General features: G+C 69.3%; 21 protein-coding genes. 10 read left to right on the top strand and 11 right to left on the bottom strand.

What is annotated here, in order from left to right; genetic code table 11:
- Nucleotides 1-30: 30 nt before the first annotated feature.
- Both ABD089_RS05660 and ABD089_RS05655 read left to right on the top strand, forming a co-directional pair.
- On the top strand, nucleotides 31-759 hold the full coding sequence (locus tag ABD089_RS05660; RefSeq protein ID WP_343885259.1) for an SDR family oxidoreductase: 729 nt from the start codon (nucleotides 31-33) through the stop codon (nucleotides 757-759).
- Entirely contained in the window at nucleotides 756-1,850 is a 1,095-nt protein-coding gene (locus ABD089_RS05655; RefSeq protein ID WP_343885258.1) for a winged helix DNA-binding domain-containing protein, read from the top strand. The genes ABD089_RS05660 and ABD089_RS05655 overlap by 4 nt, the downstream gene beginning before the upstream one ends.
- Here the strand turns inward: ABD089_RS05655 and ABD089_RS05650 are convergent.
- Nucleotides 1,847-2,881 (bottom strand): magnesium transporter CorA family protein, encoded by a 1,035-nt coding sequence (locus ABD089_RS05650; protein ID WP_343885257.1) that lies wholly within the window; start codon nucleotides 2,879-2,881, stop codon nucleotides 1,847-1,849. The two genes, ABD089_RS05655 and ABD089_RS05650, sit on opposite strands and share 4 nt — an antisense overlap.
- Before the next feature lie 3 nt (nucleotides 2,882-2,884).
- Entirely contained in the window at nucleotides 2,885-3,400 is a 516-nt protein-coding gene (locus tag ABD089_RS05645) for an NUDIX hydrolase (protein WP_343885256.1), read from the bottom strand.
- A gap of 170 nt (nucleotides 3,401-3,570) precedes the next feature.
- Between ABD089_RS05645 and ABD089_RS05640 the strand changes: the two genes are divergently transcribed.
- Together ABD089_RS05640 and ABD089_RS05635 are read left to right on the top strand one after the other, a co-directional pair.
- Nucleotides 3,571-5,352, top strand: a complete 1,782-nt coding sequence (locus tag ABD089_RS05640) for an acetyl/propionyl/methylcrotonyl-CoA carboxylase subunit alpha (RefSeq protein WP_343885255.1) — start codon at nucleotides 3,571-3,573, stop codon at nucleotides 5,350-5,352.
- Nucleotides 5,353-5,484: 132 nt separating this feature from the next.
- Nucleotides 5,485-6,327 (top strand): hypothetical protein, encoded by an 843-nt coding sequence (locus tag ABD089_RS05635; protein ID WP_343885254.1) that lies wholly within the window; start codon nucleotides 5,485-5,487, stop codon nucleotides 6,325-6,327.
- Nucleotides 6,328-6,534: 207 nt separating this feature from the next.
- Here ABD089_RS05635 and ABD089_RS05630 read toward each other — a convergent pair whose 3' ends face one another.
- Entirely contained in the window at nucleotides 6,535-7,965 is a 1,431-nt protein-coding gene (locus tag ABD089_RS05630) for an NAD(P)H-quinone dehydrogenase (RefSeq protein WP_343885253.1), read from the bottom strand.
- 84 nt (nucleotides 7,966-8,049) lie between these two features.
- On the opposite strand from ABD089_RS05630, the gene ABD089_RS05625 reads away from it, so the two are divergent.
- From ABD089_RS05625 to ABD089_RS05605, 5 genes are all read left to right on the top strand, one after another.
- Nucleotides 8,050-8,871: a purine-nucleoside phosphorylase gene (locus ABD089_RS05625; protein ID WP_343885252.1), complete on the top strand. Its 822-nt coding sequence runs from the start codon at nucleotides 8,050-8,052 to the stop codon at nucleotides 8,869-8,871.
- 101 nt (nucleotides 8,872-8,972) lie between these two features.
- Nucleotides 8,973-10,634 carry a phospho-sugar mutase gene (locus ABD089_RS05620; RefSeq protein ID WP_343885396.1) on the top strand — a complete coding sequence of 554 codons (1,662 nt, stop codon included), beginning with the start codon at nucleotides 8,973-8,975 and terminating at the stop codon, nucleotides 10,632-10,634.
- Between the two features lie 30 nt (nucleotides 10,635-10,664).
- Complete coding sequence (locus tag ABD089_RS05615; RefSeq protein ID WP_343885250.1) at nucleotides 10,665-12,476, top strand: DUF2207 domain-containing protein; 1,812 nt, start codon at nucleotides 10,665-10,667, stop codon at nucleotides 12,474-12,476.
- Between the two features lie 54 nt (nucleotides 12,477-12,530).
- Nucleotides 12,531-13,160, top strand: coding sequence for a uridine kinase family protein (locus ABD089_RS05610; protein ID WP_343885249.1), 630 nt, complete (start codon nucleotides 12,531-12,533; stop codon nucleotides 13,158-13,160).
- A gap of 14 nt (nucleotides 13,161-13,174) precedes the next feature.
- On the top strand, nucleotides 13,175-14,128 hold the full coding sequence (locus tag ABD089_RS05605; RefSeq protein WP_343885247.1) for a CPBP family intramembrane glutamic endopeptidase: 954 nt from the start codon (nucleotides 13,175-13,177) through the stop codon (nucleotides 14,126-14,128).
- Here ABD089_RS05605 and ABD089_RS05600 read toward each other — a convergent pair.
- From ABD089_RS05600 to metG, 3 genes are all read right to left on the bottom strand, one after another.
- Entirely contained in the window at nucleotides 14,109-14,990 is an 882-nt protein-coding gene (locus ABD089_RS05600; RefSeq protein ID WP_343885246.1) for a Sir2 family NAD-dependent protein deacetylase, read from the bottom strand. The two genes, ABD089_RS05605 and ABD089_RS05600, sit on opposite strands and share 20 nt — an antisense overlap.
- 121 nt (nucleotides 14,991-15,111) lie before the next feature.
- Entirely contained in the window at nucleotides 15,112-16,389 is a 1,278-nt protein-coding gene (locus ABD089_RS05595) for a mannosyltransferase family protein (RefSeq protein ID WP_343885245.1), read from the bottom strand.
- Nucleotides 16,365-18,170, bottom strand: coding sequence for a methionine--tRNA ligase (metG, locus tag ABD089_RS05590; RefSeq protein ID WP_343885244.1), 1,806 nt, complete (start codon nucleotides 18,168-18,170; stop codon nucleotides 16,365-16,367). Before metG ends, ABD089_RS05595 begins: the two co-directional genes overlap by 25 nt.
- A 65-nt stretch (nucleotides 18,171-18,235) precedes the next feature.
- Between metG and ABD089_RS05585 the strand changes: the two genes are divergently transcribed.
- Nucleotides 18,236-19,072 carry a hypothetical protein gene (locus ABD089_RS05585; RefSeq protein WP_343885243.1) on the top strand — a complete coding sequence of 279 codons (837 nt, stop codon included), beginning with the start codon at nucleotides 18,236-18,238 and terminating at the stop codon, nucleotides 19,070-19,072.
- Nucleotides 19,073-19,208: 136 nt separating this feature from the next.
- On the opposite strand, the gene ABD089_RS05580 is transcribed toward ABD089_RS05585, so the two are convergent.
- The 5 genes from ABD089_RS05580 to ABD089_RS05560 are packed head-to-tail and all read right to left on the bottom strand — an operon-like array spanning nucleotide 19,209 to nucleotide 24,735.
- Entirely contained in the window at nucleotides 19,209-20,108 is a 900-nt protein-coding gene (locus ABD089_RS05580; RefSeq protein ID WP_343885242.1) for an RNase H family protein, read from the bottom strand.
- A gap of 31 nt (nucleotides 20,109-20,139) precedes the next feature.
- The gene (locus ABD089_RS05575) at nucleotides 20,140-20,553 is read right to left on the bottom strand and encodes a cytidine deaminase (protein ID WP_343885241.1); all 414 of its coding nucleotides are present in this window, start codon (nucleotides 20,551-20,553) and stop codon (nucleotides 20,140-20,142) included.
- 2 nt (nucleotides 20,554-20,555) lie between these two features.
- Nucleotides 20,556-21,911 (bottom strand): ABC transporter permease, encoded by a 1,356-nt coding sequence (locus ABD089_RS05570; RefSeq protein ID WP_343885240.1) that lies wholly within the window; start codon nucleotides 21,909-21,911, stop codon nucleotides 20,556-20,558.
- Nucleotides 21,908-23,107 carry an ABC transporter permease gene (locus ABD089_RS05565; RefSeq protein WP_386769107.1) on the bottom strand — a complete coding sequence of 400 codons (1,200 nt, stop codon included), beginning with the start codon at nucleotides 23,105-23,107 and terminating at the stop codon, nucleotides 21,908-21,910. Before ABD089_RS05565 ends, ABD089_RS05570 begins: the two co-directional genes overlap by 4 nt.
- Nucleotides 23,104-24,735: an ABC transporter ATP-binding protein gene (locus tag ABD089_RS05560; protein WP_343885239.1), complete on the bottom strand. Its 1,632-nt coding sequence runs from the start codon at nucleotides 24,733-24,735 to the stop codon at nucleotides 23,104-23,106. The genes ABD089_RS05565 and ABD089_RS05560 overlap by 4 nt, the downstream gene beginning before the upstream one ends.
- Between the last annotated feature and the right edge of the window lie 70 nt (nucleotides 24,736-24,805).

Raw genomic sequence — 24,805 nt, 5'->3', positions numbered from 1 at the left:
CCCACCGTAGTGGGTCCCTAGGCTGGGCCCATGAGCGACGACACCTCCTCAGACATCTCCCGCCCCGCCGGCGGTTCCCGTCCCAGCGCCCTGGTCACCGGCGCCTCCCGCGGAATCGGGCTGGCCATCGCGCGGCGGCTGGCCGACACCCACCACATCCTGGTCGGCGGCCGAGGCCAAGCTGCGGTGGCAGCGGTCGTGGCCGAGCTGCCCAGCGCCGAGCCCTTCGTCTGCGACCTGGACGACGAGCAGGCGGTCGCATCCGCCGTCGCCGACATCACCAGCCTGGACGTGCTGGTCCACTCCGCCGGGATCGCCGCCTCGGGCCGCGTTGACGAGGCCGAACGGGACACCTGGCGTCGGGTCTACGAGACCAATGTGGTCGCGGTGGCGGGGCTCACCCGGCTGCTGCTGCCGGCACTGCGTGCGGCCAGGGGACAGGTCGTGACGATCAACTCCGGGTCCGGGTTCAACTCCGGCCCCGGGGGTGGGCCCTACTCCGCGTCCAAGTTCGCGCTGCGGGCACTGACCGACGCCCTGCGCGAGGAGGAGCGGGGGAAGGTGCGGGTCAGCTCGGTGCATCCGGGACGGGTGGACACCGACATGCAGGTCGACCTGCAGGCGCAGCTGGGACGTCCCTATGTGGCCGCCGAGCACCTGCGCCCGGAGTCCGTGGCCGAGGCCGTCGCGCTGGCCGTGTACGCCTCCCCCGAGGCGATGGTCGAGCAGGTTTCCATCCGTCCGGTGTTCAAGGCGTGAGGGGCGAGGACCTGTCGCTGGCACGGATCGTCGCGCAGGGGCTGGCCCAACCGTCGGGGACGACGCGTCAGGTCGTCGAGCGGCTGGGCTGCCTGCAGTCCCAGGAACTCCCCGGCGGTCTGCTCTCGCTGGCGCTGCGCACGACGGCAGGTTCGCTGGCCGAGGTGACCGACGCGTTCTGCGCCGGGGACGTGGTGCGCAGTTGGCCGATGCGCGGCACCCTGCACACCGTCCCCGCCGCCGACATCGGCTGGATGACGCGGCTGACCACCCGCCAAATGCTCGCCCAGTCGGCACGAATGCACGAGCGCTGGGGCCTGGACGAGGGGGCGCTCGACCGGGCGGCCGATGCGGCGCGGAGCCTGCTGCGCGGCGGTCGCACCGCCCCCCGACAGCAGGTGTTGGCGGCCATGACGGCGCAGGGGCTGCCCCAGGGCGCGTCCCGCGTGCTCGCGCACCTCTCGCACACCGGGGTGCTGGTGCTGGGGCCGGTCGTTGCTGACGAGAAGGGACGTCCGGACCAGTTGTGGGCGCTCGCGGATGAATGGATCTCTCATCCCCGTCAACTGGCTGGGGAGGACGCCATTCGTGAGTGGGTGCGAAGCTACTTCACCTCGCACGGCCCAGCGACCGTTGCCGACTTCGCCCGTTGGACCACGCTCGGGCTCACCGTCACCCGCGCCGCCCTGGCAGACCTGCGCGACGTTCTCGCCCGCATTGAGATAGGCGGGGAAACACACTGGATGGCTCCCGACCTGCCCGACAGGCTGGCGGCCCAGCGCACTGCAGCGGGACGGATGATGCTGCTCCCCGGCTTCGACGAACTGCTGCTGGGCTACAAGTGCCGCGACTTCATCGTCCGTCCCGAGTTCGCAGGGGCGATCGTGCCCGGCAACAACGGCATGTTCCGGCCGACGATCGTGGACGGCGGCCAGGTCATCGGAACCTGGCGCCGGGCCATCTCGCTGCGCCGCCACCCCAGTGGGCTGGAGCCTACCTGGCTCGTGTCCCCCACGACGGCGCAGCAGCGACGCTTCGAGGAGTTGGCGGTGGCGCTGCCCCGTTTGGCTTGGATGCCCCGTCCGGCCTAGATCCAGTCCCGGCTACGCAGGAAGAAGTACAGGCCGAGCGTGCACGCGACGATCAGGACGCTGGACTGCACCAGCCCGGAGACCGTCGAGAAGCCGGGATAGGGGATGTTCTGCCCGAACCAGCCGGTGATGGCGGTGGGTACGGCGATCACGGCCGCCCACCCGGCCAGCTTCTTCATGATCGTGTTCAGGCGCGCGTCCTGCAGTGACAGGTTGGTCTCGAAGACGCTGGTCACCATGTCGCGCAGGCTCTCGGTCCATTCCGCGGCGCGCAGCACGTGGTCGTAGAGGTCCTCAAAGTAGCCATCCAGCACGCCGGGGCCCTGCACGCTCGAACCACGCCGCACCACCTTGTCGCCGTCGCGCATGATGACCGCGACCACCTCGCGCATCGGCAGCACCACCCGGCGCAGCTCCACCAGTTCCTTGCGCAGGCGGTAGGTGCCCTGTTGCACCTGCCCACGTTGGGCCTGCTCGTCGAACAGGTCGTCCTCCAAGCGCTCGATCGCGTCGTCGAGTTGTTGGATCGTCTCGAAGAGTCCGTCCACGACGGTGTCCAACAGCCCGTGCAGCAGCGCCCCGACACCTGACTGCAGGAGTTGCTCGTCGTCGTCCCAGCGCTGCAGCACCGGCGCCATGTCGAAGCGGTCGTCGCGACGGACGGTGACCAGTCCGCGTGGCAGCACGAAGGCCGAGATGCGGGAGTTCACCAGCCGCGACTCGTGCCCCCTGCCCGATCCCTGCTGGCCGACCCCTTCCAGCGTCGCCGAATAGACCGAGACGAAAGTGTGGGTTCCATGGCGAGTGGCCTTGGGACGCTCCCCAGGCGCGACCGCATCCTCGACGGCGTGCGGGTCCAGGTGCAATTCGCGAGCCAGCTCCTCCAGCACCGCGGGGTGCCGCTCGTTCGCCATGCACAGGTCCAGCCAGACCAGCGATCCGTCCTGGGCCAGGTACTCGTCGAGCCTCTCCAGCGCGAAGTCGGTCTCGACCAATTGCCCGTCCTGCCAGCGGCGCGAGTGCAGGCCCACCGTTCAGGCCCTGGTTGAGGTCAGGCGCTGGGCGGCCTCGGCCCCCAGCACGACGTCGGCAGGGTTGTACAGCGCGACGGCGATCCGGGTCCGCATCTGCTCGCTCATCGGCTCGGGCAGCCGGTGCGCGGCGAACCAGCCGACGGTGGCTGACTCGTCGTCCGCGACGTGCGCCTCACCGGAGACCCAGCGGGCGCGGAAAGTGTGGTCGAGATAGTTCGTCTGGTCTGCGTTGGGGTAGGTGACCGTCCCGGTGACCGCCATCAGCACCAGGCGCTCGACCTCGATCTCGACCCCGGCCTCCTCGGCGGCCTCGCGCACGCAGGTCACGTGCGGGTCCTCACCGGGGTCGACGACGCCGCAGATCGCTGTCCACGAACCATTATCGGCGCGCTGGACGCACAACACCTCGGGGCCGTCGGCGCCCTCGCGCAGCACCACGGCGGTGGCACCAGAAAGCCACAACGGCATGGATCCGACCTTCGCGCGTAGGTCGAGGATGAAGTCTGGAGTGGGCATGTGGGCAGCGTATCCCCCACCAAAGTCAACGAATCTCCATGAATCGGCCCGATGACGTGGACGAGATGGCGCAGCACCCCTCGTAGGGCAATACAATCCGAGCATGGATCGGCGTTGCCGGGGCTAGTCCCGAGACGTTGGCCGCTCAAAGCCCGTTCAAGGAGGAACAAGTGGTAAACAGCGCCCAGATCACCGAGGTCTTGGTTGCCAACCGTGGTGAGATCGCCGTGCGCGTGATCCGCGCCGCACGCGACGCCGGTATCGGCAGCGTGGCGGTCTACGCCGACAGCGACGCCGAGGCTCTGTTCGTCTCGCTCGCCGACGAGGCCTATGCCCTGAACGGTGCGACTCCCGCAGAGAGCTACCTGAATGTCGACAAGCTGCTCAGCGTGGCCGAGCGCAGCGGCGCGAACGCCGTACACCCCGGCTACGGATTCCTGGCCGAGAACGCATCCTTCGCGCAGGCCGTCATGGACGCCGGCCTGATCTGGATCGGGCCTTCGCCCCAGGCCATCGACTCCCTCGGCGACAAGGTCAAGGCCCGCCACATCGCCCTCAAGGTCGGCGCTCCCCTGGTGCCCGGTACCCCGGACCCCGTCGCCAACGCGGACGAGGTCGTCGCCTTCGCCCAGGAGCACGGCCTGCCGATCGCCATCAAGGCCGCCTTCGGTGGCGGTGGACGTGGCCTGAAGGTCGCCCGCACGATGGAGGAGGTGCCGGAGCTGTTCGAGTCCGCCACCCGTGAGGCCGTCACCGCATTTGGCCGCGGCGAGTGCTTCGTCGAGCGCTACCTCGACAAGCCCCGCCACGTCGAGACCCAGTGCCTGGCCGACCAGCACGGCAATGTCGTGGTGGTCTCCACCCGTGACTGCTCGCTCCAGCGTCGTCACCAGAAGCTCGTCGAGGAGGCCCCAGCGCCCTTCCTCACCCAGGAGCAGCTGGATCGCCTGTACAGCTCGTCCAAGGCCATCCTGAAGGAGGCCGGCTATGTCGGCGCCGGCACCTGTGAGTTCCTGGTCGCGCAGGACGGCCTGATCTCCTTCCTCGAGGTGAACACCCGTCTGCAGGTGGAGCATCCCGTCTCCGAGGAGGTCACCGGCCTCGACCTCGTGCAGCAGATGTTCCGCATCGCCAACGGCGAGCAGCTCGGTTTCGACGATCCCGAGATCCGCGGCCACTCGATCGAGTTCCGCATCAACGCCGAGGACGCTGGCCGCAACTTCATGCCGGCCCCCGGCACGCTGGTCAAGTGGCAGGCGCCGACCGGCCCAGGCGTCCGCGTCGACGAGGGCTACCACGCCGGCATGACGGTCCCCGGTTCCTTCGACTCGCTGGTGGCCAAGATCATCGTCACCGGCACCGACCGTGACAATGCGCTGGCTCGCTCGCGTCGCGCGCTCAAGGAGACCGTCCTCGAGGGCATGCCCACCGTGATCCCCTTCCACCAGGCCGTCCTGGACGACCCGGCCTTCAAGGGTGACGGCGAGAAGTTCCGCGTGTACACCAACTGGATCGAGACCGAGGCCGCGCTCGACATCTCCCCCTACACCGGTGTGATCGGTGAGCGCGAGGAGGTCGATGAGGCCCAGACGGTTGTCGTCGAGGTCAACGGCAAGCGCCTCGAGGTCAAGCTCCCCGGCGGTCTGGTCGCTTCGGGACGTCCGGCTTCCTCGAAGGCCAAGCGCCCCACCAAGCGTGACCGTGGTGGCGCGAAGGCCGCTGCTCCTTCGGGTGACTCGGTCGCCGCCCCGATGCAGGGCACCGTCGTCAAGCTGGCGGTCGAGGAGGGCCAGACGGTGGCCGAGGGTGATCTGGTGGTCGTGCTCGAGGCCATGAAGATGGAGAACCCGGTGACGGCCCACAAGTCGGGCGTCGTCAGCGGCATCACCGCCGTCGTCGGCGAGACCGTGGTCGCCAACACCGTCCTGTGCGAGATCAAGGACGCCGGGTAGTCGAAACAGTCCAACGCGAAGGGGCGGTGCCTACGGGCACCGCCCCTCTGCGCGCCCGCCCCACCGCGATCCCCGAGCCTGTCCAGGGGTGCAGGAGTTGGAACGGACCTCGGGGCGCGTCACACTGGAGACATGGAATACGTCATCCTCGCCATCATGGCGCTGGGGCTCGTCACGTGGTTCGCCAACCGACGCCAGCAGCAGGCACTCGCCACCCAGCAGGCCGCTGAACTCGAGGCCTCCGTGGCCGCCAGCCGCAAGATGGCCGACGAGGACGTGACCAAGTTCGGCGAGGAACTCCAACGCCTCGACTCCGCCGTCGCGGGGCACCCGCTCGACGCGGCGATGCGCCAGGACTACGAACGTGCGCTGGACGCCTACGAGGATGCCAAGCGCTCCTTGGAGGCCGTCACAAAGCCGGAGCAGGTCAGCCACGTGACCGAGATCCTCGAGGACGGTCGCTACGCCATCGCCTGCGTGAACGCCCGCGTCGAGGGACGTCCGCTGCCGCAGAAGCGTCCACCGTGCTTCTTCAACCCCGCGCACGGACCTTCGACCGAGAACGTCGACTGGGCTCCTGCCAGTGGCGCCACCCGCTCGGTGCCGGCCTGCGCAGCCGACGCGGAACGCGTGAAGGTGGGCGCCGACCCGGTCATCCGCACCGTGCAGAACGGCAGCCGCCGGGTGCCCTACTACGACGCCGGGCCCGCCTACGCCCCCTATGCCCGCGGCTACTACAGCGGCTGGGCCGGATCGAACATGATCCGCGACATGGTCGTCGGCTCGGTCATCTTCCATGGCATCGGAAACCTGATGGGCGGCGGCATGGGTTACGGGGGCGGTTTCGGCTCCGAGCTCGGCGAGGGCATCGGGGACGGCTTCGAGTCCATCGGCGACGGTTTCGAGAGCATCGGAGACGGCTTCGGTGACATGCTCGGCGGCATCGGCGAGGGTTTCGGCAACCTCTTCGACTGACGCGTGCGACGAGAACCCCTGACACGCGGGAACCCCTGGGACACCAGGACCTCTGACACGCCCGGAACCCCTGACGCCCGGAACCCCTGACACCCGGAACCCCTGACACGCGGGAACCCCTGGGACACCAGGACCCCTTGGACGTAGGAACCCCCGGTCCACTGGGGGTGGACCGGGGGTACTTGCGTTGATGAGTGGAGTTTCCGCTCAGACCTGGGTGTTGGACGCGTTCTCGGCCTCGGGGTGGCTGTGCAGATGCAGCATCCGGGCCGCTTCGGCGATCGACCCTGACATGGACGGGTAGACGGTGAAGTCGTCGCTGAAGTCGTCCACGGTGATCTTCTCGGCAACGGCCAGCGAGATTGAGTGGATCAACTCGGAGGCCTGGGGAGCGACGACCACGCCGCCGACGATGATCCCCGTCACCGGCAGGCAGTACAGCTTCACGAAGCCGTCGGTGAAGCCCTTCATCTTCGCACGGGCATTGCCGGCCAGCGGGAGGGTCACCTTGGCCACCTTGAGGCCACTGGCGTCGATCTGCTTCTGTGTCATGCCGACGGTCGCGATTTCGGGGGCTGTGAAGACATTGGAGCTGACCGAGCCGAGCTCGAGCGGCTGCACGGCATCGCCGAGCGAGTGCCACATCGCGATGCGTCCCTGCATGGCGGCGACGCTCGCCAGGGCGAAGACGCCCGTGCAGTCACCCGCGGCGTAGACGCCGCGGGCGGTGGTGCGGGAGACACGATCGACCTGGATGTGTCCGCTGGGGGCAAGCTCGATGCCCGCCTCCGCCAGACCGATACCAACCGTGTTCGGGATCGAGCCGACGGCCATCAGGCAGTGCGAGCCGCGCACCTCACGTCCGTCCTCGAGGCTGACGACGACCTCGTCGCCCTCGCGGCGGGCGGCGACGGCGCGGGAACGGGAGTAGATCTCCATGCCCTTGCGCTCGAAGACGGCCTGCAGCACGCCGGCGGCGTCGGAGTCCTCACCCGGGAGCACCTGGTCGCGGGAGCTGATCAGCACCACGTCGACGCCCAGCGCGTCATAGGCGCTGGCGAACTCGGCGCCGGTGACACCGGAGCCGACCACGATCAGCTTCTCGGGCAGCTCGCACAGGTTGTAGACCTGCTTCCAGTTCAGGATGCGCTCGCCGTCGCACTTCGCGGTGTCCAGCTCCCGGGGCGTCGTCCCCACGGCCAGCAGCACGATGTCGGCCTCGATGCGCTCGGAGGTTCCCTCGGCCTCCACGATGACGGCCTGCGGCCCGTCAAGCCGGGCCCAGCCATGGATGACGCGGACGCCGGAACGGTCCAGCTTGGCGCGGATCGAGTCAGACTGGGCCTTGGCCAGGGCCAGCACGCGCTGGTTCAGGGCAGCAAGATCGACGTGTACCGAGGAGGCGACGTTCTCGTCCTCCCCGCTGAAGATCTTCAGGCCCAACTCGGCGGAGTTCTCGATCATCGTCATCACCTCGGCGGTGGCGATGAGCGTCTTGGACGGGACACAGTCGGTCAGGACGGCCGCACCGCCCATCCCGGTTGCCTCGACGAGCGTCACCTCCACCCCGAGCTGCGCACCGACAAGGGCAGCCTCATAGCCGCCGGGGCCTCCGCCAATGATCACGACTCTGGTCACAAGCTCATTCTTCCAGACTTTTGGGTGCCCGACCCCGCAGCCGGGAGCGCCGGTCGCCAGCTGGTGCTGCGTACAGTTGGGCCCGTGACCATCGACTTCAGTGATCCACGGGCCGCGGCCGGCAGCGCCGCCCAGCACATCCGTTCCGTCCTGCTGCGCCCCGCCCAGGTCGAGAAGGTCGACGTCGCCCTCGTGCTGGGTTCGGGCTGGAACCAGGGCGTCGAGTCATTGGGCGAAGAGGTCGTCACGGTCGACCTGTCGTCGGTACCGGGCTTCAGCAAGCCCGTCGTCTCCGGCCACGGCGGCGCCCTGCGGATCGCCCGCACCGCGAACGGCAAGGTGGCGATGGTGCTCACCGGGCGAACCCACCTCTACGAGGGGCGTGGCGTCGCGCCCGTCGTCCACGGCGTGCGGACCGCGGCCGCTCTCGGCGCCGAGATGATCGTCCTGACCAATGGCTGCGGCGGCCTCGACACGAGCTGGGCACCCGGCCAGCCCGTCCTGATCACCGATCACCTCAACCTGACCGGCGAGACCCCGCTGGCGGGCGCCACCTTCATCGACATGTCGAATGCCTACACACCGCGCTTGGTCGAGCTGGCGCGCGAGGTCGACCCGAGCCTGCCCACCGGCGTCTACGCGCAGTTCCGTGGGCCGCAATACGAGACCCCCGCCGAGGTGCGAATGGCAGGCATCCTCGGCGCGACGCTGGTCGGAATGTCGACCACGATCGAGACGATCGCCGCCCGGGAGGCCGGGATGGACGTGCTGGGCATCTCGCTGGTCACCAACCTCGCGGCCGGCATCCAGGCCGATTTGCTGGACCACGCCGAGGTGCTGGCCGCCGGCAAGGCCGCCGGACCCCGTCTCACCGAATTGCTCAACGCCCTGCTCGCCCGCCTCTGAGCCAGCGCAGCCACCGCATGTCACGGTGGCCTGACCACAACCAGGACCACACCACGAATGTCCGCGCGCTGACGCCGGGCAACCCTGCACAGGAGAACCAGATGATCACCGACGACCTCCGTTCCCGCGCCCTCGCCTGGGCCGACGACGACCCCGATGCCGCCACCGCCACCGCCCTGCGCGATCTGCTGGAACGCGCCGATGCTGGTGACCAGGATGCCGCCGAGGAGCTGACCAGCGCCTTCGCCGGACCGCTGACCTTCGGCACCGCCGGTCTGCGCGCTGCCCTGGGCCCTGGCCCGGGACGGATGAACCGGGTCGTCGTCTCCCAGGCCGCCGCCGGTTTCGCGAACTGGCTCAAGGCGCAGGGTCACACGTCCGGACGGGTGTTGATCGGCTACGACGCTCGGTACAACTCCGACGTCTTCGCCGCCGACACCGCCGAGATCATGGCCGCCGCGGGCTTCGAGGCCGTCCTCACCGACGCCCCCACCCCCACCCCGGTCGTCGCCTTCGGCATCAAGCACTTCGGCTGCGTCGCCGCCGTCGTCGTGACCGCCTCGCACAACCCACCCGCCGACAACGGCTACAAGGTCTACCTGGGTGACGGTTCGCAGATCGTCCCACCGGCCGACGTCGAGATCGCCGCGCAGATCGCCGAGGTCGCCGCCCGTCCGCTGGCCGACATCGCCCGCACCAGCGACTACCGGATGATCGGGCAGGAGCTCATCGACGCCTATGTCGCGCGCACCACCGAGCTGGTGCCGGTCGGCGCCCCGCGCGAGCTGACCTGGGTCTACACCGCCATGCACGGCGTCGGCGCCCGCGTCGTCGACCAGGTGGTGCGGGCCTGTGGCTTCACCGAGGGCATCGCGGTCGCGCAGCAGGTGGAGCCCGACCCGGCCTTCCCCACCGTTGCCTTCCCCAACCCCGAAGAACCCGGCGCGATCGACCTGGCTATCCAGCTGGCCACCGACTCCGACGCCGACATCGTGGTCGCCAATGATCCCGACGCCGACCGCTGCGCCGCAGCGGCCAGGTTCGGCGAGGGCTGGCGGATGCTGACCGGCGACGAACTGGGCGCCCTGCTCGGGGACGATGCGCTGCGCCGTGGCGTCGAGGGCGTCTACGCGAACTCCATCGTGTCGTCCACGTTGCTGGGCACCATGGCCCGCGCCGCCGGACGTCCGTTCACCACCACCCTGACCGGCTTCAAGTGGATCGGACGGGTTCCCGGGCTCGGCTTCGGCTACGAGGAGGCCATCGGCTACTGCTGCGACCCCACGGTCGTGCCCGACAAGGACGGCATCACCGCCTTGGTGAACATCCTGCGGATCGCCGCCGAGCTCAAGGCCGCCGGATCGTCGGTGCCCGAACGACTGGACGAGATCTCCCGCACCCACGGCGTGCACGCGACCGGGCAGTTGAGCGTCCGGGTGGCCGACCTGCAGATCATCCGGGACGCGATGGCCAAGCTGCGCGGCAACCCGCCGGCCACGCTGCTGGGTGAGCCCGTCGAGGTCCGCGACCTCTCGCAGCCCACCGGTGACCTGCCCGCGACGGACGCGATCGAGCTCACCGGCGCGAGGGTGCACGTCGTGGCTCGTCCCTCGGGCACCGAACCCAAGCTGAAGTGCTACCTCGAGGCCCGCGTCAGCGCCGAGGAGTCGGCCGCCGACCTGAATGACGCCAAGGCGCGCGCCACGCAGATGCTGGCCCAGGTGCGCGCCGAGATGGCACAGGCACTGGGCGTGCAGGGCTGATCTGGGCCGGTTCTCGCATACCCTTGCGGTATGGGGATCATCAGGAAGTTCCTAGTCAGCACGCTACTGGGCTCGCTGGTCGTGGTGATGGCACCGGGCGTCGCACGGGCGGACGACGACGTCCCCTCGTCGTGGGCGGTCGACCGCTACGAGACCACCGTCACCTTCGACCAGTCCGGAACCGGCAAGGCCACCACGCGGATCGACTTCGACTTCGCCAGTGACGCCGGCCACGGGCCCTTCGTCTACTTCGTGACGCGGATGAGAGTCCCCGGGGACGACGACCACTGGCGCCGGATCGACATCGACGTCACCAATGTCACCTCTCCCACCGGGGCGCCAGCAGACCTCGAGACCTCGTCCGAGAGCGGGCTGCTGAAGCTCCGGATCGGCTCCGAGCGTCGAAAGGTGTCTGGCGTCCAGAGCTATCTGGTCGACTACACGATCCATGGCGTCGTCGACCCCGCCAATGCCACCAGCAACCTCGACGAGGTCAACTGGAATGTCGTCGGCAGCGGCTGGCAGGTGCCGATCCGCGCCGCGAAAGCGACCATCACCCTGCCAGCAACCCCCACTCGCACCTCCTGCTTCTCCGGCAAGAAGTACACGACGCCCTGCACCGCGTCTGCCTCGGGTCGCACCGTCACCTACACCGCCGGGCCGCTGGCCAAGGAGCAGGGCGTCCAGGTCGTGGCGGGCGCGCCGATCGGCACCTTCGTGGGCGCCGAACCGCGGTTGTCCAAGCGGTACCACCTCGGCAACACCTTCACCGTCAACTCGCTGACCGCTGGCGTCACCGCCCTCGGTGCGCTGTTGGGTTCGCTGCTCGTCGCACTCCGGGTGCGCCGCAACAGCCGCGACGAGGTGTACGAGGGCCTCACCCCTGGTCTGGCGCCGGTGGCCGGGCAGGCCGTTGGGACGACGACGGGCCGCCGCCAGGAGGTGGCGGTCGCCTTCGCTCCCCCGGCCGGCACCCGTCCCGGTGAGGTGGGGACGTTGATCGACGAACGCGCGGACCAGCGCGATGTCACCGCCACCCTGGTGGACCTCGCCGTGCGCGGGCACCTGCAGATCGAGGCCACCGGTGCGAAGACCTTCACCCTCCGACGCACCCGCGGCGCGGGGCGCGACGCGCTGGAGCCGTGGGAGAAGAAGGTCCGCGAGGACTTCCTGCGCAATCGGGAGGAGGTGAACACCAAGACCCTGTCCAGCGCGAAGTGGGCCAAGGCGATGCCCAAGTCACGCAACCGTCTCTACGAGCAGGTCACCTCTGGGCGTGGCTGGTTCCCCCAGTCCCCACAGGCGGTCCGCACCAAGGGCCTGGTGCTCGGCCTCGCACTGGCTTTCGCCGGTCTGGTGCTCGGGGCGGTTCTCGCGGAGTTCGGGTGGGGGCTGCTGGGCCTGGCAGTGGTGGTTCCCGGCTTGGCCCTGGCCGCCTTCTCGTCCCAGCTGCCGCACCGCACCCCGGAGGGTTCGGCCGTGCTGGAACAGGCGCGCGGCTTCGAGCTGTACCTGCGGACCGCCGAGGCTGACCAGCTGCGCTGGGAGGAGGGTGAGGACATCTTCAGCCGCTACCTGCCCTGGGCCATCACCTTCGGCGTCGCTGACCGTTGGACGAAGATCTTCCGCGACCTGGCGGCCCAGGGACGCTACGACTTCCCCGAGGGTGGCTGGTACATCGGCCATCACTACGGCTTCATGGCGATGGGAGGCTTCGATCAGGTCATCACGCAGTCGATGCAGTCGGCGGCCAGCGCAGCGGCCTCCGACAGCGCCAAATCGGGCGGATCAGGCTTCGGTGGCGGTGGCGGCTTCGGTGGCGGCGGTGGCGGGGGCTGGTGACCTGCCCCCGGCCCCGGCCCCGGCCCGGAGCGCTGGCGCCCTATGCTGTCGGCCATGCCCACGACCGTCATCCTGCTCGCCGGCCCCTCGGGCAGTGGAAAGTCACGGCTCGCGCGGGTGACCGGCGCCGCTCAGCTGAGGCTGGACGACTTCTACCTGGACGAGGAACATCCAGACCTGCCGCGCCGCGAGGGACGAATCGACTGGGACGACGCGGCGACCTGGGACGCCCAGGCGGCGCTGCGGGCGTTGCAGCAGCTGGCCGCGACCGGACGCGCGATCGTCCCCGAGTACTCCATCTCGCAGAGCCGGCGCACCGGAACCCACACCGTTGACCTGGGCGGCTGTCCCGTGGTGATCGCGGAGGGCATCTTCGCGGTGGACCTGCTGGCGCACTGCCAGACGGCGGCGCTGCCCGTCGTGCCCGTCTGGCTGGACCGACCGCGCAACCTGAACTTCTCCCGCAGGCTGCGCCGCGACCTGAAGCAGCACCGCAAGCCACCAGCGGTGCTGGTTCGCCGCGGCATGATGCTGTGGCGCGACGAACCGGCCCTGCGCGCCCGGGCACGTGCGTTGGGGTTCGAGCCCCGCTCGATGCATCGCGCGGAGGCCTTGGTGCGGGAGTTGATGGTGCGGGAGTTGATGGTGCGGGAGTTGATGGTGCGGGCGGTGACGGCCCGGTGAACGGCGCGTCCCAGATGAGCACGCCCGTCGTGCGTCCGCTGCCCGGCATCGAGGTGATCGTTCCCGACGTCACCGGGCTTCCCGCCGACCAGCCCCGACCGCCGCTGCCCTGGTATCGCAGCTGGATCGTGCGGCTGTTGGTCTTCGCCGGCTGTTTCGTCGCCGCCTCGCTCGGGGTGGTGGGTCTGATGTCGGCGGCCGGCGTCGACCAGATCGGCTGGCTCTACTCCTTCGCGCAGATCATCGCCGCCGTGGTCGCCTACGTGGTGGTCTGCCTGCTGGAGGGGCGCCGGCACCCGCTCGAGCTGGCCCCATCGCGGGTCGGCGGGGTGTTGACCGGGCTGGCGATCGGGGCACTGGCGATGCTGCTGGTCTTCGGGCTCGCGGTGGCCCTGGGCGCTCGGGAGGTCCGAGGATTCAACCCGCACTACTCGCCATGGGAGATGCTCGCCATGGTCGGGCTGGGCGCCGGCATCGCGGAGGAGATCATCTTCCGCGGCATCTTGTACCGGCTCGTCGAGGGCTGGCTGGGCACCTGGGTGGCGCTGGCCATCTCGGCAGCGGTCTTCGGCGGGGTCCACCTCAGCAATCCCGAGGGGACGGTGTGGGGCGCGGTTGCGATCGCGCTGGAGGCCGGCATCATGTTCGGCCTGCTCTACGCTGTCACGCGCTCGTTGTGGGTGGTGATGGGTGTGCACGCGGCCTGGAATGTGATGCAGGGCCCGATCCTGGGGTCGGCGATCTCGGGGGCCACCCGGGACGGGGACGGCTTCGTCCGCTCCTATGCGAAGGGTCCTGAATTGTTGTCCGGTGGCGTCTTCGGGCTGGAGGCCTCCATCCTGTCGGTGGTGCTGATGCTGGCCTTCTCAGCGGTGCTGCTACGGGTGGTCTTGCAGCACCGGCTGGTGGTGCCCCCGTTCTGGGTGCGGCGTCGCCGGAACCGCGAACTCAGACAGCCCACCGGCTGAGCACCGCGGACGTCGAGTCGTCCAGGCGCAGCGTCGCGAACTCGTCGGCGCGGGTCGCGCCATGGTTGACGATGACCACCGGCTTTCCCTGCTTGTGCACGAACCGCGCGAACCTGAGCCCGCTCATCACGGTCAGCGAGGAGCCGGCGACCAGCAGGCCGTCCGCCTCGTCACACCAGTCGAAGGCCTGCGCGACGCGAACCTTGGGCACCGGTTCGCCGAAGAAGACGACGTGCGGCTTCAACACTCCCCCGCAGGCGAGGCATTCGGGGATGGCGAAGTCGTGCCAGTCCTCGACGACCGCGTCATTGTCGGGACGAAGTTCCGCGTGCCCCATGTCCATGCGCGGTTGGACCTCGGGGTTCAGCGCCGCCAGCCGGGGTTGGAGATCGGCACGGGCGGTGACCTGGCCGCAGTCGAGGCAGACCACCTCGGAGCCGCGCCCGTGCAGGGTGACGATTCGCTGCTGCCCGGCTGCCTCGTGCAGCCCGTCGACGTTCTGCGTGACCAGTCCCACCACTCGGGTCGGGGCGCCGGTTGCCTCCCAGCGGGCCAGGGCCCGGTGCCCGGCATTCGGGTGGGCCTGGCCGAGGTGGGCCCAGCCCTGGTAGTTGCGAGCCCAGTAGCGGCGTCGGTTCTCGACGTCGGCGAGGAACTCGCAGTACATCATCGGGGTGGCGCGCTGCGCCCGCGGGCCACGGTAGTCGGGCACGCCCGACTCGGTCGACATCCCCGCACCGGTCAGGACGACGACGCTGCCCAGACCCTCCAAGAGACGGCGACCGGAGTCGACGTCCCCGCGCAGCACCCGGGTCGGTTCCCAGGCGCGGGTCGCTCGGGTGGGCTGCAGGGCGGGAGTCACCGGGTGATTCTATGTCGGGCGCAGGAACCGGCCTGATCGGGTCGAAACCGACCGCACGACGGGTGGACGACGTCGGTCTCGGCCGGGTCGGGTCAATACCCGCGTAGGTCGTCCAGACGGCTCAGGGGGAGGTGACCGACCAGGTGACGATCGTCCCGCCGAAGACCGCCCAGGCGACCGCCGCGACGAACCAGGCCAGCGCAAGGAAACCCGTCCACCAGCGGCGGACACCCACCGGAGCACGCTCGATGCTCACCGCCAGCAGCCAGGCCAGCGGCAGCAGCAGGCCGACGCCGGGCAGCAGGTACCGCTCCTTGGAGTTGAAGTAGGCCTGGGCGCAGGCCATCAGCGCGAACAGCACCAGCGATTGCGCGACCACCGGACGCCAGGACGGACGTCGCCAGGCCCCCACCAGGGCCGCCACCATCAAGACCGTCCACGCCGGCAGCGCATAGGCGACCGCCTTCACCGTCTCGCGCTGGGGCAGGGTCGGGCCGTTGATGACCAACCACCACTGGTGGACGGTTGCCATCGGGTTGCCCATCACCATTCCCCACTCGCGCTGGGCGACGAAGTAGCCCTGCCACGACCCGGTGAGGGCAGCCACGTGGGCGAGCACGGCCGCCGTCCCCAGCGCCGAGAGCAGACCCGCACCCACCAGCGTCCACGCCGAGGGGAACCGCACTGTTCCCGGTAGCCAGCCCACCAGGCCGGGTGGACGACGACGAACACGAGCCCAGAGCACCTGCAGCAGGGCGACCAGGATGGCGCCGCCCACGGCGACCAGGGTCGAGATGCCCGTCGACCGGGTGGCGCCAGCCAGCGCGCAGAGCACCGCCGCCGTCCACCAGCGCCCGCGAGCAAGCTGGACGAGGGCCCACACCGACAAGGCCGTGAACATCGGCTCCGAGTAGGGCATCGCAGCCACGAAACCGCGTGGGACCACTGCCCAGCCCAAGGCCCAGACAGCACCCAACCGCGCCGAGTGCAGTGCCTCCCCCAGCCGGAAGATGCCGCACACCGCCGCCAGGCAGGAGACGAAGGCGATGGCAACCATCGCGGGCCGGAGCCCCACGCCGGGCAGCCAGGACAGCGCGCGCCCCAGCATCGGGTAGAGCGGGAAGAAGGCCATCGTGGTGCGCACCAGACGTCCGTCGATGAACTCGGTCGTCCGGTAACCGTTCTCGGCGATGTCCAGGTAGAACCAGGCGTCCCAGTTGAACAGGTTGTCGAACCAGCGGCCCCGGTCAAGGTCCGCCGCAACACCCCAGAAGAGCAACTTCTGGACGGCCACGACCGCGGGCAACCACCACCACCGGCGCCAGCTGGCGCGCGCCGTTGCCACGGCCGGTGGGTGGTCGTCCTCCCCTGCGGTCAGGCGGTCGTGATCGGTGCCCATTCCGGACCGGTCTCGCCCAGCTTGTCGTCGAGCTTGGCGAAGATCGGGGACGGCTTGGACAGTTCCCGTCCGGCCTCGATGGGCTCGCTGGCCCAGTGCGCGGCCTCGGTGGCGTAGTCACCCTGCAGCGTCGGATAGGTCTTGGTGGAGCCGTCCTCGCGGGTCTCGGTGACCTCGACCAGCTGCGGCTGCGCCGCCCACACCCCGGTGCCGCCGAGCGCCTCGTGCACCTTCTGGGCCGCGTGCGGCATGAAGGGCGTCATCAGGGTGTTGCAGTCGCTGACCACCTGCAGCGCGACGTGCAGCACGGTGTCGCGGCGAGTCGGGTCGTCCTTCAGCTTCCACGGCTCCTGGTCGGAGAGGTACTTGTTGGCCAAGGAGACGATGCGCATCGACTCGGTGATGGCTGCCTTGAACTTGCAGGCGTCCAGCAGCGCGCCGACGGTGTCGAAGGCACCCTTGGAGGCGGCCAGCAGCTCGGTGTCGGCCTCGGTCAGCTCGCCGGCGGCCGGGATGGCGCCGACATTCTTGTGCGCCATCGAGATGGAGCGGTTGACCAGGTTGCCCCACTCATTGGCCAGCTCGAAGTTCACCCGGCGCACGAACTCGTCCCAGGTGAAGTCGGTGTCCTGGTTCTCCGGGCCGGCGACGGCGATGAAGTAGCGCAGCGCGTCGGGGCCGAACTCGCGCAGGAAGTCACCGACGAAGATGGACGCGCCGCGGGAGCTCGCGACCTTGGAACCGCGCATGGTCAGGAACTCGGAGCTGACCACCTCGGTGGGCAGGTCGAGGGTGCCGAACCAGTCGGACGTCCGCCCGCCCTTGTCGCCCTCGCCGTTGACGCCCAGCAGGATGGACGGCCAGATCACCGAGTGGAAGACGATGTTGTCCTTGCCCATGAAGTAGTAGCTGCGGGCCTCCTCGTTGTTCCACCAGGTGCGCCAGGCATCCGGGTCGCCGGAGCGCTTGGCCCACTCGATGGACGCGGAGAGGTAGCCGATGACCGCGTCGAACCAGACGTAGATGCGCTTCATCGCATTGTCCGACCAGCCCTCGAGCGGGATCGGGATGCCCCAGTCGAGGTCGCGGGTGATGGCGCGCGGCTGCAGTTCCTTGGCGAAGTTGGCCGAGAAGTTCATCACATTGGGACGCCATTCCTGGCGGGTCTGCAGCCACTGGCCCAGCGCCTCGGCGAAGGCGGGCAGGTCGAGGAAGTAGTGCTCGGTCTCGACGAACTCGGGCACCTCGCCGTTGATCCGGCTGTGCGGGTTCTTCAGGTCGGCCGGGTCGAGCTGGCGGCCGCAGTTGTCGCACTGGTCGCCGCGCGCGCCGTCGAAGGCGCAGAAGGGGCAGGTGCCCTCGATGTAGCGGTCGGCCAGCGTCCGTCCGGTGGACGGGCTGATCGCGCCGAGTTCCTTCTTGGCCACGACATAGCCGTTGTCGTGCAGGACGGTGAACATCTCCTGCACCACCTGGCGGTGGTTGTCGGTGGTGGTGCGGGTGTAGAGGTCATAGCTCAGCCCGAGGCCCTGGAGGTCTTCGGCGATGATCCGGTGGTACTTGTCGGCAGTCTGCTCGGCGGTCAGGCCCTCGGAGTCGGCCTTCACCTGGATCGCGGTGCCGTGCTCGTCCGTCCCGGAGACCATCAGCACGTCGTGGCCCGACATTCGCATGTACCGCGCGAAGACATCAGAAGGGACACCGAAACCGGAGACGTGGCCGATGTGTCGGGGCCCATTGGCATAGGGCCACGCGACGGCGGCGAGGACGTGTGCACACATGGGGGACAGCCTATCGCCGCGCGCTGGTAGCCTCGGCACTCGAGGGGACGACGAGGAGAGAGCGCGTGAGGCCCATCACCTTCCACACACCGCCGAGCTGGCCGCAGCCGCCGGCAGGTTTCCTGCCCCCGCGCGGCTGGCGTCCCGACCCGACCTGGCCGCCCGCCCCCGCCGAGTGGCAGTTCTACCGCGACGGCTACGGCTTTCCCACCCCGGCGCCGGCCGAGTGCTGGCAGCCCTCCGGGGTCGCCATCCAGCGGACGGTGACCGAGACGCTGCCCGACGAGCACCACGGATCGGTGGCGCCCCAGGTGGCGACCCGCACCCGTCGGGTGCCGTGGGTGACGATCATCGCCTCGCTCCTGGCGCTGGCGCTGGTGCTGGGTGGCGGTGTCTACCTGATGAAGCGCCACGGTTCGCCGCTCGGCCCGGATTCAGTGAGAGATGTCAGCAAGCTCTACGACCCGGCGCTGCAGGTGGGCGCGGGCGCCTACCAGTTGGCCGGGGAGGGACAGGCTGGGCAGGACTCCTTCCAGGGTGACACCGACTGCGTGAACCAGGCCAACGCCGCGGTCAAGGCCTCGCAGCAGATCGTCGTCGCGGGCACCGACCGGGGCTGGGGCGCGATGACCTGGCGCTTCGAGAACCCTGAGGCAGCCACCGCGGCCTTCACCAAACTGGCCGAGACCCTGCAGGGCTGCAAGGACAAGGACTACACGTACACGAACCCGGTCAAGCAGAGCCAGTGGGTGCAGTTCGACCAGACCGCCGGCAACGGCGATGCCCACGGCAAGGTCGTCCTGAGCACGGACGCGAACACGGTCACCTGGCTGGAGGGCGGGCGCGAGGACATGGGCGAGACCGCCTTCAAGGCGATCCGCAAGCGGCTCCAGGAGATCTGAGAGCTTCGCTACAGGTCGGCGGGGTCACAGGTCGGCGGCGTCACAGGTCGATGGGGTCACAGGTCGGTGGGGTCACAGGTCGGTGGGGTCACAGGTCGGTGGGGTCACAGGTCGGTGGGGTCACAGGTCGGTGGGGTCACAGGTCGGCGGGCGTGCCCTGACGGAAGCGCAGCTGCCAACCGGCTGGCGTGCGCTGCCAAATGGATGAGCGCAACACCACCGACGCCTTGGCCCGGGAGCGCCAGCGCACCAGAAGCAGGTCATCGGCCAGACGGTCGGTTCCCACCAGCTCGAAGGTGGTCCGGTTCTCCAGCGGCGCGATGGTCGCGAGCATCCGGGCCCGGCTCCACAGGCGTCCGGACGATCCAATCTCGGTGAAGTCGGGGTGCAGGAGGGCCTCCACCCGGGCGTGGTCAGAGCGCACCTCGTCGCTCAGCAGCGCCTGCTCCAGCGCCACCACGTCGTCCGCGTCGTCGACCGAGACGGGCTCGTCGAAGCTGAACAGGTCGATCTCGACCGGTTGGGGAGGGGTGGGCGCGACGTCCAATGACTGGGCGGCGTTGAAGGCGTCCAGGCCGCCGAAGCCGGGGCCGTGGTCGACGGCAGTCCCCCGCTGGTAGGCGGTGGCAGCGGCGCGCGCGCGCTCGTCGGCGGCCTCGTTCATGGCGTGGCCGGCATGGCCCTTGACCCACTCGAAGGTAACCACACGCCCGGCCATGGCGCGGTCGATCTCCTGCAACAGTTCGACATTCATCACCGGTTTGCCGTCGGCCTTGCGCCAGCCCCGACGCTTCCAGCCGCCCATCCACTTGGTGACCGCGTTGATGACGTACTGGGAGTCGCACAACACGTGCAGTGGCTCGTCGCGCACCTGGTCGGTCTGCTGCAGCAGGTTGAGCACGGCCATCAGTTCGCCCATGTTGTTGGTGCCGCGGGGCCAGCCACCGGCTGCCCACCGGTCGTCGTCGATGTACCAGGCCCAGCCGGCCGGGCCGGGGTTCGACAGGGACGAGCCATCTGCTGCAGCGGTGATCACCGGGTCATTGTGCCAGCCCGGCAGGGCGGGTTCAGTCGCGGACGGCGGCCAACGCCTCGGGCCCGAAGGCCTGCGGGAGCACTTGGGACATGGTCTGGATGCCCAGGGGCGTCTCGACCAACAGTTCGGCGCCGCCGTGCTCCCACAGCAGCTGGCGACAGCGGCCACAGGGCATGATCACGTCGTCCTCGGAGTTGCAGCAGGTGAACGCGACCAGGCGCCCCCCGCCCCCTGCGACCAGCTCGCTGACCAGCCCACACTCGGCACAGAGCACGACGCCGTAGGCGGCATTCTCCACATTGCAACCGGCGACGATACGTCCGTCGTCGACCAGTGCCGCGGCACCGACTCGATAGTTCGAGTAGGGCGCGTAGGCCTGCTGAACGATGTCCCGGGCGCGGGCGCGCAGGGCGTCCCAGTCGACCTTGACCACGGCGTCCGCCACGGTCAGTGCCCTTCCTTCACGTAGGGGTCGCCATCGGCGGCCGGCGCGCGCACCTGGCCGACCAGACCCGCGACGGCGATGATCGTGGCGAGGTAGGGCAGCATCAGCAGCAACTGGCTGGGAGCGGGCGTGTTGAGCGCCGACAGCTGGGAGGCCATCTGCGTCACGAAACCGAAGAAAAGCGCCATCATCGCGGCAAGCACGGGGTGCCAGCGACCCATGATCACCGCGGCCAGGGCGATGAAGCCGTTGCCGACCGTGATCTCCTTGCTGAAGGCTCCGGTGGAGCCGACGGTGAAGAAGGCACCGCCGAGTCCGGCGAAGACGCCGCCAGCCAGCACGGCCGACCAGCGCATCCGGGTCACCGAGATGCCGACGGTGTCGGCGGCCTTGGGGTGCTCGCCGACGGCGCGCACCCGCAGGCCCCACTTGGTGCGGTAGAGCAGGAACCACACCAGCACCACCGACGCGATGGCGATGTAGGCCAGCGCGGTCTGCCGGAAGAGCACCGGGCCGAAGAAGGGCAGTTCCGACAACCCGGGGATGGCGAGGGTCTCCATCTGGGGCGCGGCATTCAGGGTCGAGCTCTTGGGCTGGATCAGCTGGTCGAACAGGAAGCCGGTGATGCCCACGGCGAAGAGGTTGAGCACGACGCCCAGCACCACCTGGTCGACCAGGTAGGTGATGGCAAACAGCGCCAGTAGTGCGGCCATGGCGACGCCGGCGATGACGGCGGCGATGACCGCAGCCGGGATCGACTTCGTGGTGGAGCCCACGACGGCGGCGGCGAAGGCGCCGACGAGCATCTGGCCCTCGATGGCGACGTTGACCACGCCAGCCCGCTCGCACAACACGCCGGCCAGCGCGCCCAGCACCAGCGGGGTGGCGATGGCGAAGGTGCCGTTCAGCTGGTTGGAGATCGGGAAGGGCAGGTCGCGTCCGGCTGCGGCCCAGGCCAGGAAGCCGATCATCACGGCCAGCCCGGCGACGGTCCCGGCGAGCGCGGGCAGGCGTCCATGCAGTCGTCCGGACAGATAGCCCACCCCGGCCAGGGTGGCCAGCGCACCGCACACCAGGACAGTGGCCAGGCCGGGCAGCGAGAAGGTGGGCAGCTGGACGGCATCGAAGGCGTCCGAAAGCGCGAACCGGGCCGAACCCTTGGCCGTCAACGACAAGCCGAGCAGCAGCAGGCCCAGGACGGTGATCAGGATGCCGGTGGTGATGCGGCTGCGTCGGTTGGCGGCGCTCTCGGTGGTGCGCAGCACCACCTCGCCGTGCTCGCCGGTGGTCTCTTGCGCCAGTCGGTTCAGCTCGGTCGCCGAGGTCATGGTGATTTCCTTGTCGGGGGTGGTGCTCATGCCGACACACCGCCCTGCGCGGACGCGCCGCCCACCAGTTCAGCAGGCCGGTTGCGTCGTGCCTTGAGGAAGGGCACGAGCGTGCGGACGAGCCGCGGTGCGGCGACGAACATGACGATCAGCGCCTGGAGCACGGTCGTCAGGGTCAGTGGTGTCCCGGCCTGCGACTGCATCGCCAGGCCCCCGGCGTGCAGGGCCCCGAAGAGGAGACCGGCCAGCACCACGCCGCCCGGCTTGGAGCGCCCCAGCAGGGCGACGGTGATCGCGTCGAAACCGATCGAACCGACCAGACCCGCGGACAGCGGGGTGGGCAGACCGAAGTCACCGGGGCCGAGTGCCGCCTGGACACCGGCCAGGCCCGCCAGACCTCCCGAGATGAGCATGGCGACGACCGTCGAGCGTGAAACGCTCATGCCGGCCGTGGCTGCCGCGTGGGGGTTCGCGCCGACGGCACGCAGCCGGAAACCGATGCTGGAGCGTTCCATCACCCACCACACCGCCACGGCCGCGAGCAGGGCGAGGAAGAAGCCGAGGTGGAGCTGCCCACCCTCCACCCGGGGGAAGGTGGCGGTCCACTGCACCTCGGGCGCGATCGGGTCGCTGCGGCCTGGGCGCAGGAAGTAGTGCGTGCCGAGCAGCCACGCCAGGGTGAGGCTGGCGACGTAGTTCAGCATGATCGTCACGATCACCTCGTGGGCGCCGGTGGCTGCCCGCAGCCAACCCGCGATGCCGCCCCAGATGGCACCGGCGAGAAGGCCCGCGATGATGGCGATCGGAAGGTGGACGAGCATCGGCAGCCCCGTGAAGTGGAAGCCGACCCAGGCCGCCGCGATGGCCCCCCAGATCGCCTGGCCCTGGGCACCGATGTTGAACAGGCCGGAGCGGAAGGCGACCGCGAGGCCGAGGCCGCCGCAGATCAACGGGGCCGCGGAGGCCGTGGTGTCGGTGAAGGCCTTCCAGCTGCCCAGCGAACCCCTCAGCAGGGCACCGTAGGCCGAGCTGACCTTGTCCCACGAGGCGCTCAGGGCATCGCTGGGACGGGAGAAGAAGTAGGCCCACTTCGAGCTGACGTCCGGGTCGCTGAAAACCATCAACAGGGCGCCGACCAGGAAGGCCAGCACGAAGGCGGCGACCATCGTCGTCACCTCGCCCCAGTTGATGCGTACCGCCGGTCGGCGGGACGGGCTCGCACTCATCGAGCTGCTCCTTCGGTGTCGATCTGCTGGCCAGTCTGCGGTGCGCCCTCCTGGGCGCTGGACGTGCTGGCCGCAGCCAGCGCTTCTTCGGTGGGGACGCCGGCCATCATCAGGCCCAGCGCCTCGCGGGGTGTGTCCTGCGGCACGATGCCGACGATCTTGCCGCGGTACATCACGGCGATCCGGTCGGCGAGCGACTCCACCTCGTCCAGCTCGGTGGAGACGATGACCACGGCGGTGCCACGGTCCCGTTCCGCGACGATGCGCTCGTGCAGGAACTCGATGGCCCCAACGTCCACGCCGCGGGTCGGCTGGTTGGCGACCAGCAGCGACAGCGGGCGCGAGAGCTCGCGGGCCAGCACCACCTTCTGGGCGTTGCCGCCGGAGAGGCTGCTGACGGGCAGGTCGATGCCATTGGTACGGATGTCGAACTCTTTGACCCTGCTCTCGGCATTCTCGCGGAGGCGCTTGAGGTCGAGCGCGAATCCCTTGGAGTACTCGTCCACGTGGTTCAGCACCAAGTTCTCGGCGACGCTGAAGGAGCCAACGAAACCGTCCTTCTGCCGGTCCTCTGGCACGAATCCGAGACCGGCCTCGATGGTGTCGGCAGGCTTCATGCCCGAGACGTCACGGCCGTCCACCAGGATCGTGCCGCTCTTGACCGGGGTGGTGCCCAGGATCGCCTCGGCGAGCTCGGTCTGGCCATTGCCCTGCACCCCGGCGACGCAGAGGATCTCTCCCCCAGCCACGTCGAAGTCGATGTGGTCGACCATCACGGCGCCGGCGGGGTTGGCCACGACCAGGTCCTTGACCGACAACCGGGTCTCGCCCAGCCGGGGAGCCTGCTTGTCGACGGTGAGGCTGACCGCGCGGCCGACCATCATCTCGGCCAGCTGCGCCTCGGTCATCGTCGGATCGGCCTGGCCCACCACCTTTCCGCGACGGATGACGGTGATCTGGTCCGCGACGGCGCGCACCTCACGCAGCTTGTGGGTGATGAACACGATGGCCTTGCCCTCGTCGCGCAATGCCTGCATGACGGCCATCAGCTCGTCGATCTCCTGCGGCGTCAGCACCGCGGTCGGTTCGTCAAAGATGAGGTACTTGGCGTCGTTGGCCAGCGCCTTTAGGATCTCCACGCGCTGCTGGATGCCCACCGGCAGAGACTCGACGACGGCATCGGGGTCGACGGCCATTCGGTAGCGGTCGGAGAGTTCCCGGACGTGCTGCTTGGCGCTCTTCATGTCGAGCATGCCGGCCGTCCCGGCCTCGCGTCCCAGCGCGATGTTCTCGGCGACGGTGAAGACCTCCACCAGCATGAAGTGCTGGTGCACCATGCCGATGCCGGCGGCCATCGCCTGCTTCGGGTTGGTCAGGTGCAGGGGGTGGCCGTCCACGGTGATCTCGCCCTCGTCGGCCTGCAGCAGGCCGTAGAGGACGTTCATCAGCGTCGACTTGCCCGCGCCATTCTCACCGAGCAGGCAGTGGATCTCGCCGGGACGGATGTCGAGGTCGATGTGGTCGTTGGCGACGAGGCTCCCGAACCGCTTCGTGATCCCGCGGAGCTGGAGGCCCTCTCCGGAGGTCGTCACCGTCGACGTGGCCGTGGAATTGGAGGTCTTGGGCACAGTGGCATGCTCCCACACTCGTTGCCTGCCCAGCGGCAGGCGCGGTTCGGACAGGGATGGATGGTTTGGA

The sequence above is a fragment of the Luteococcus sanguinis genome (assembly GCF_039527675.1).
Taxonomy (GTDB): domain Bacteria; phylum Actinomycetota; class Actinomycetes; order Propionibacteriales; family Propionibacteriaceae; genus Luteococcus; species Luteococcus sanguinis.
This window is presented reverse-complemented; position numbering and strand designations above follow the sequence as displayed.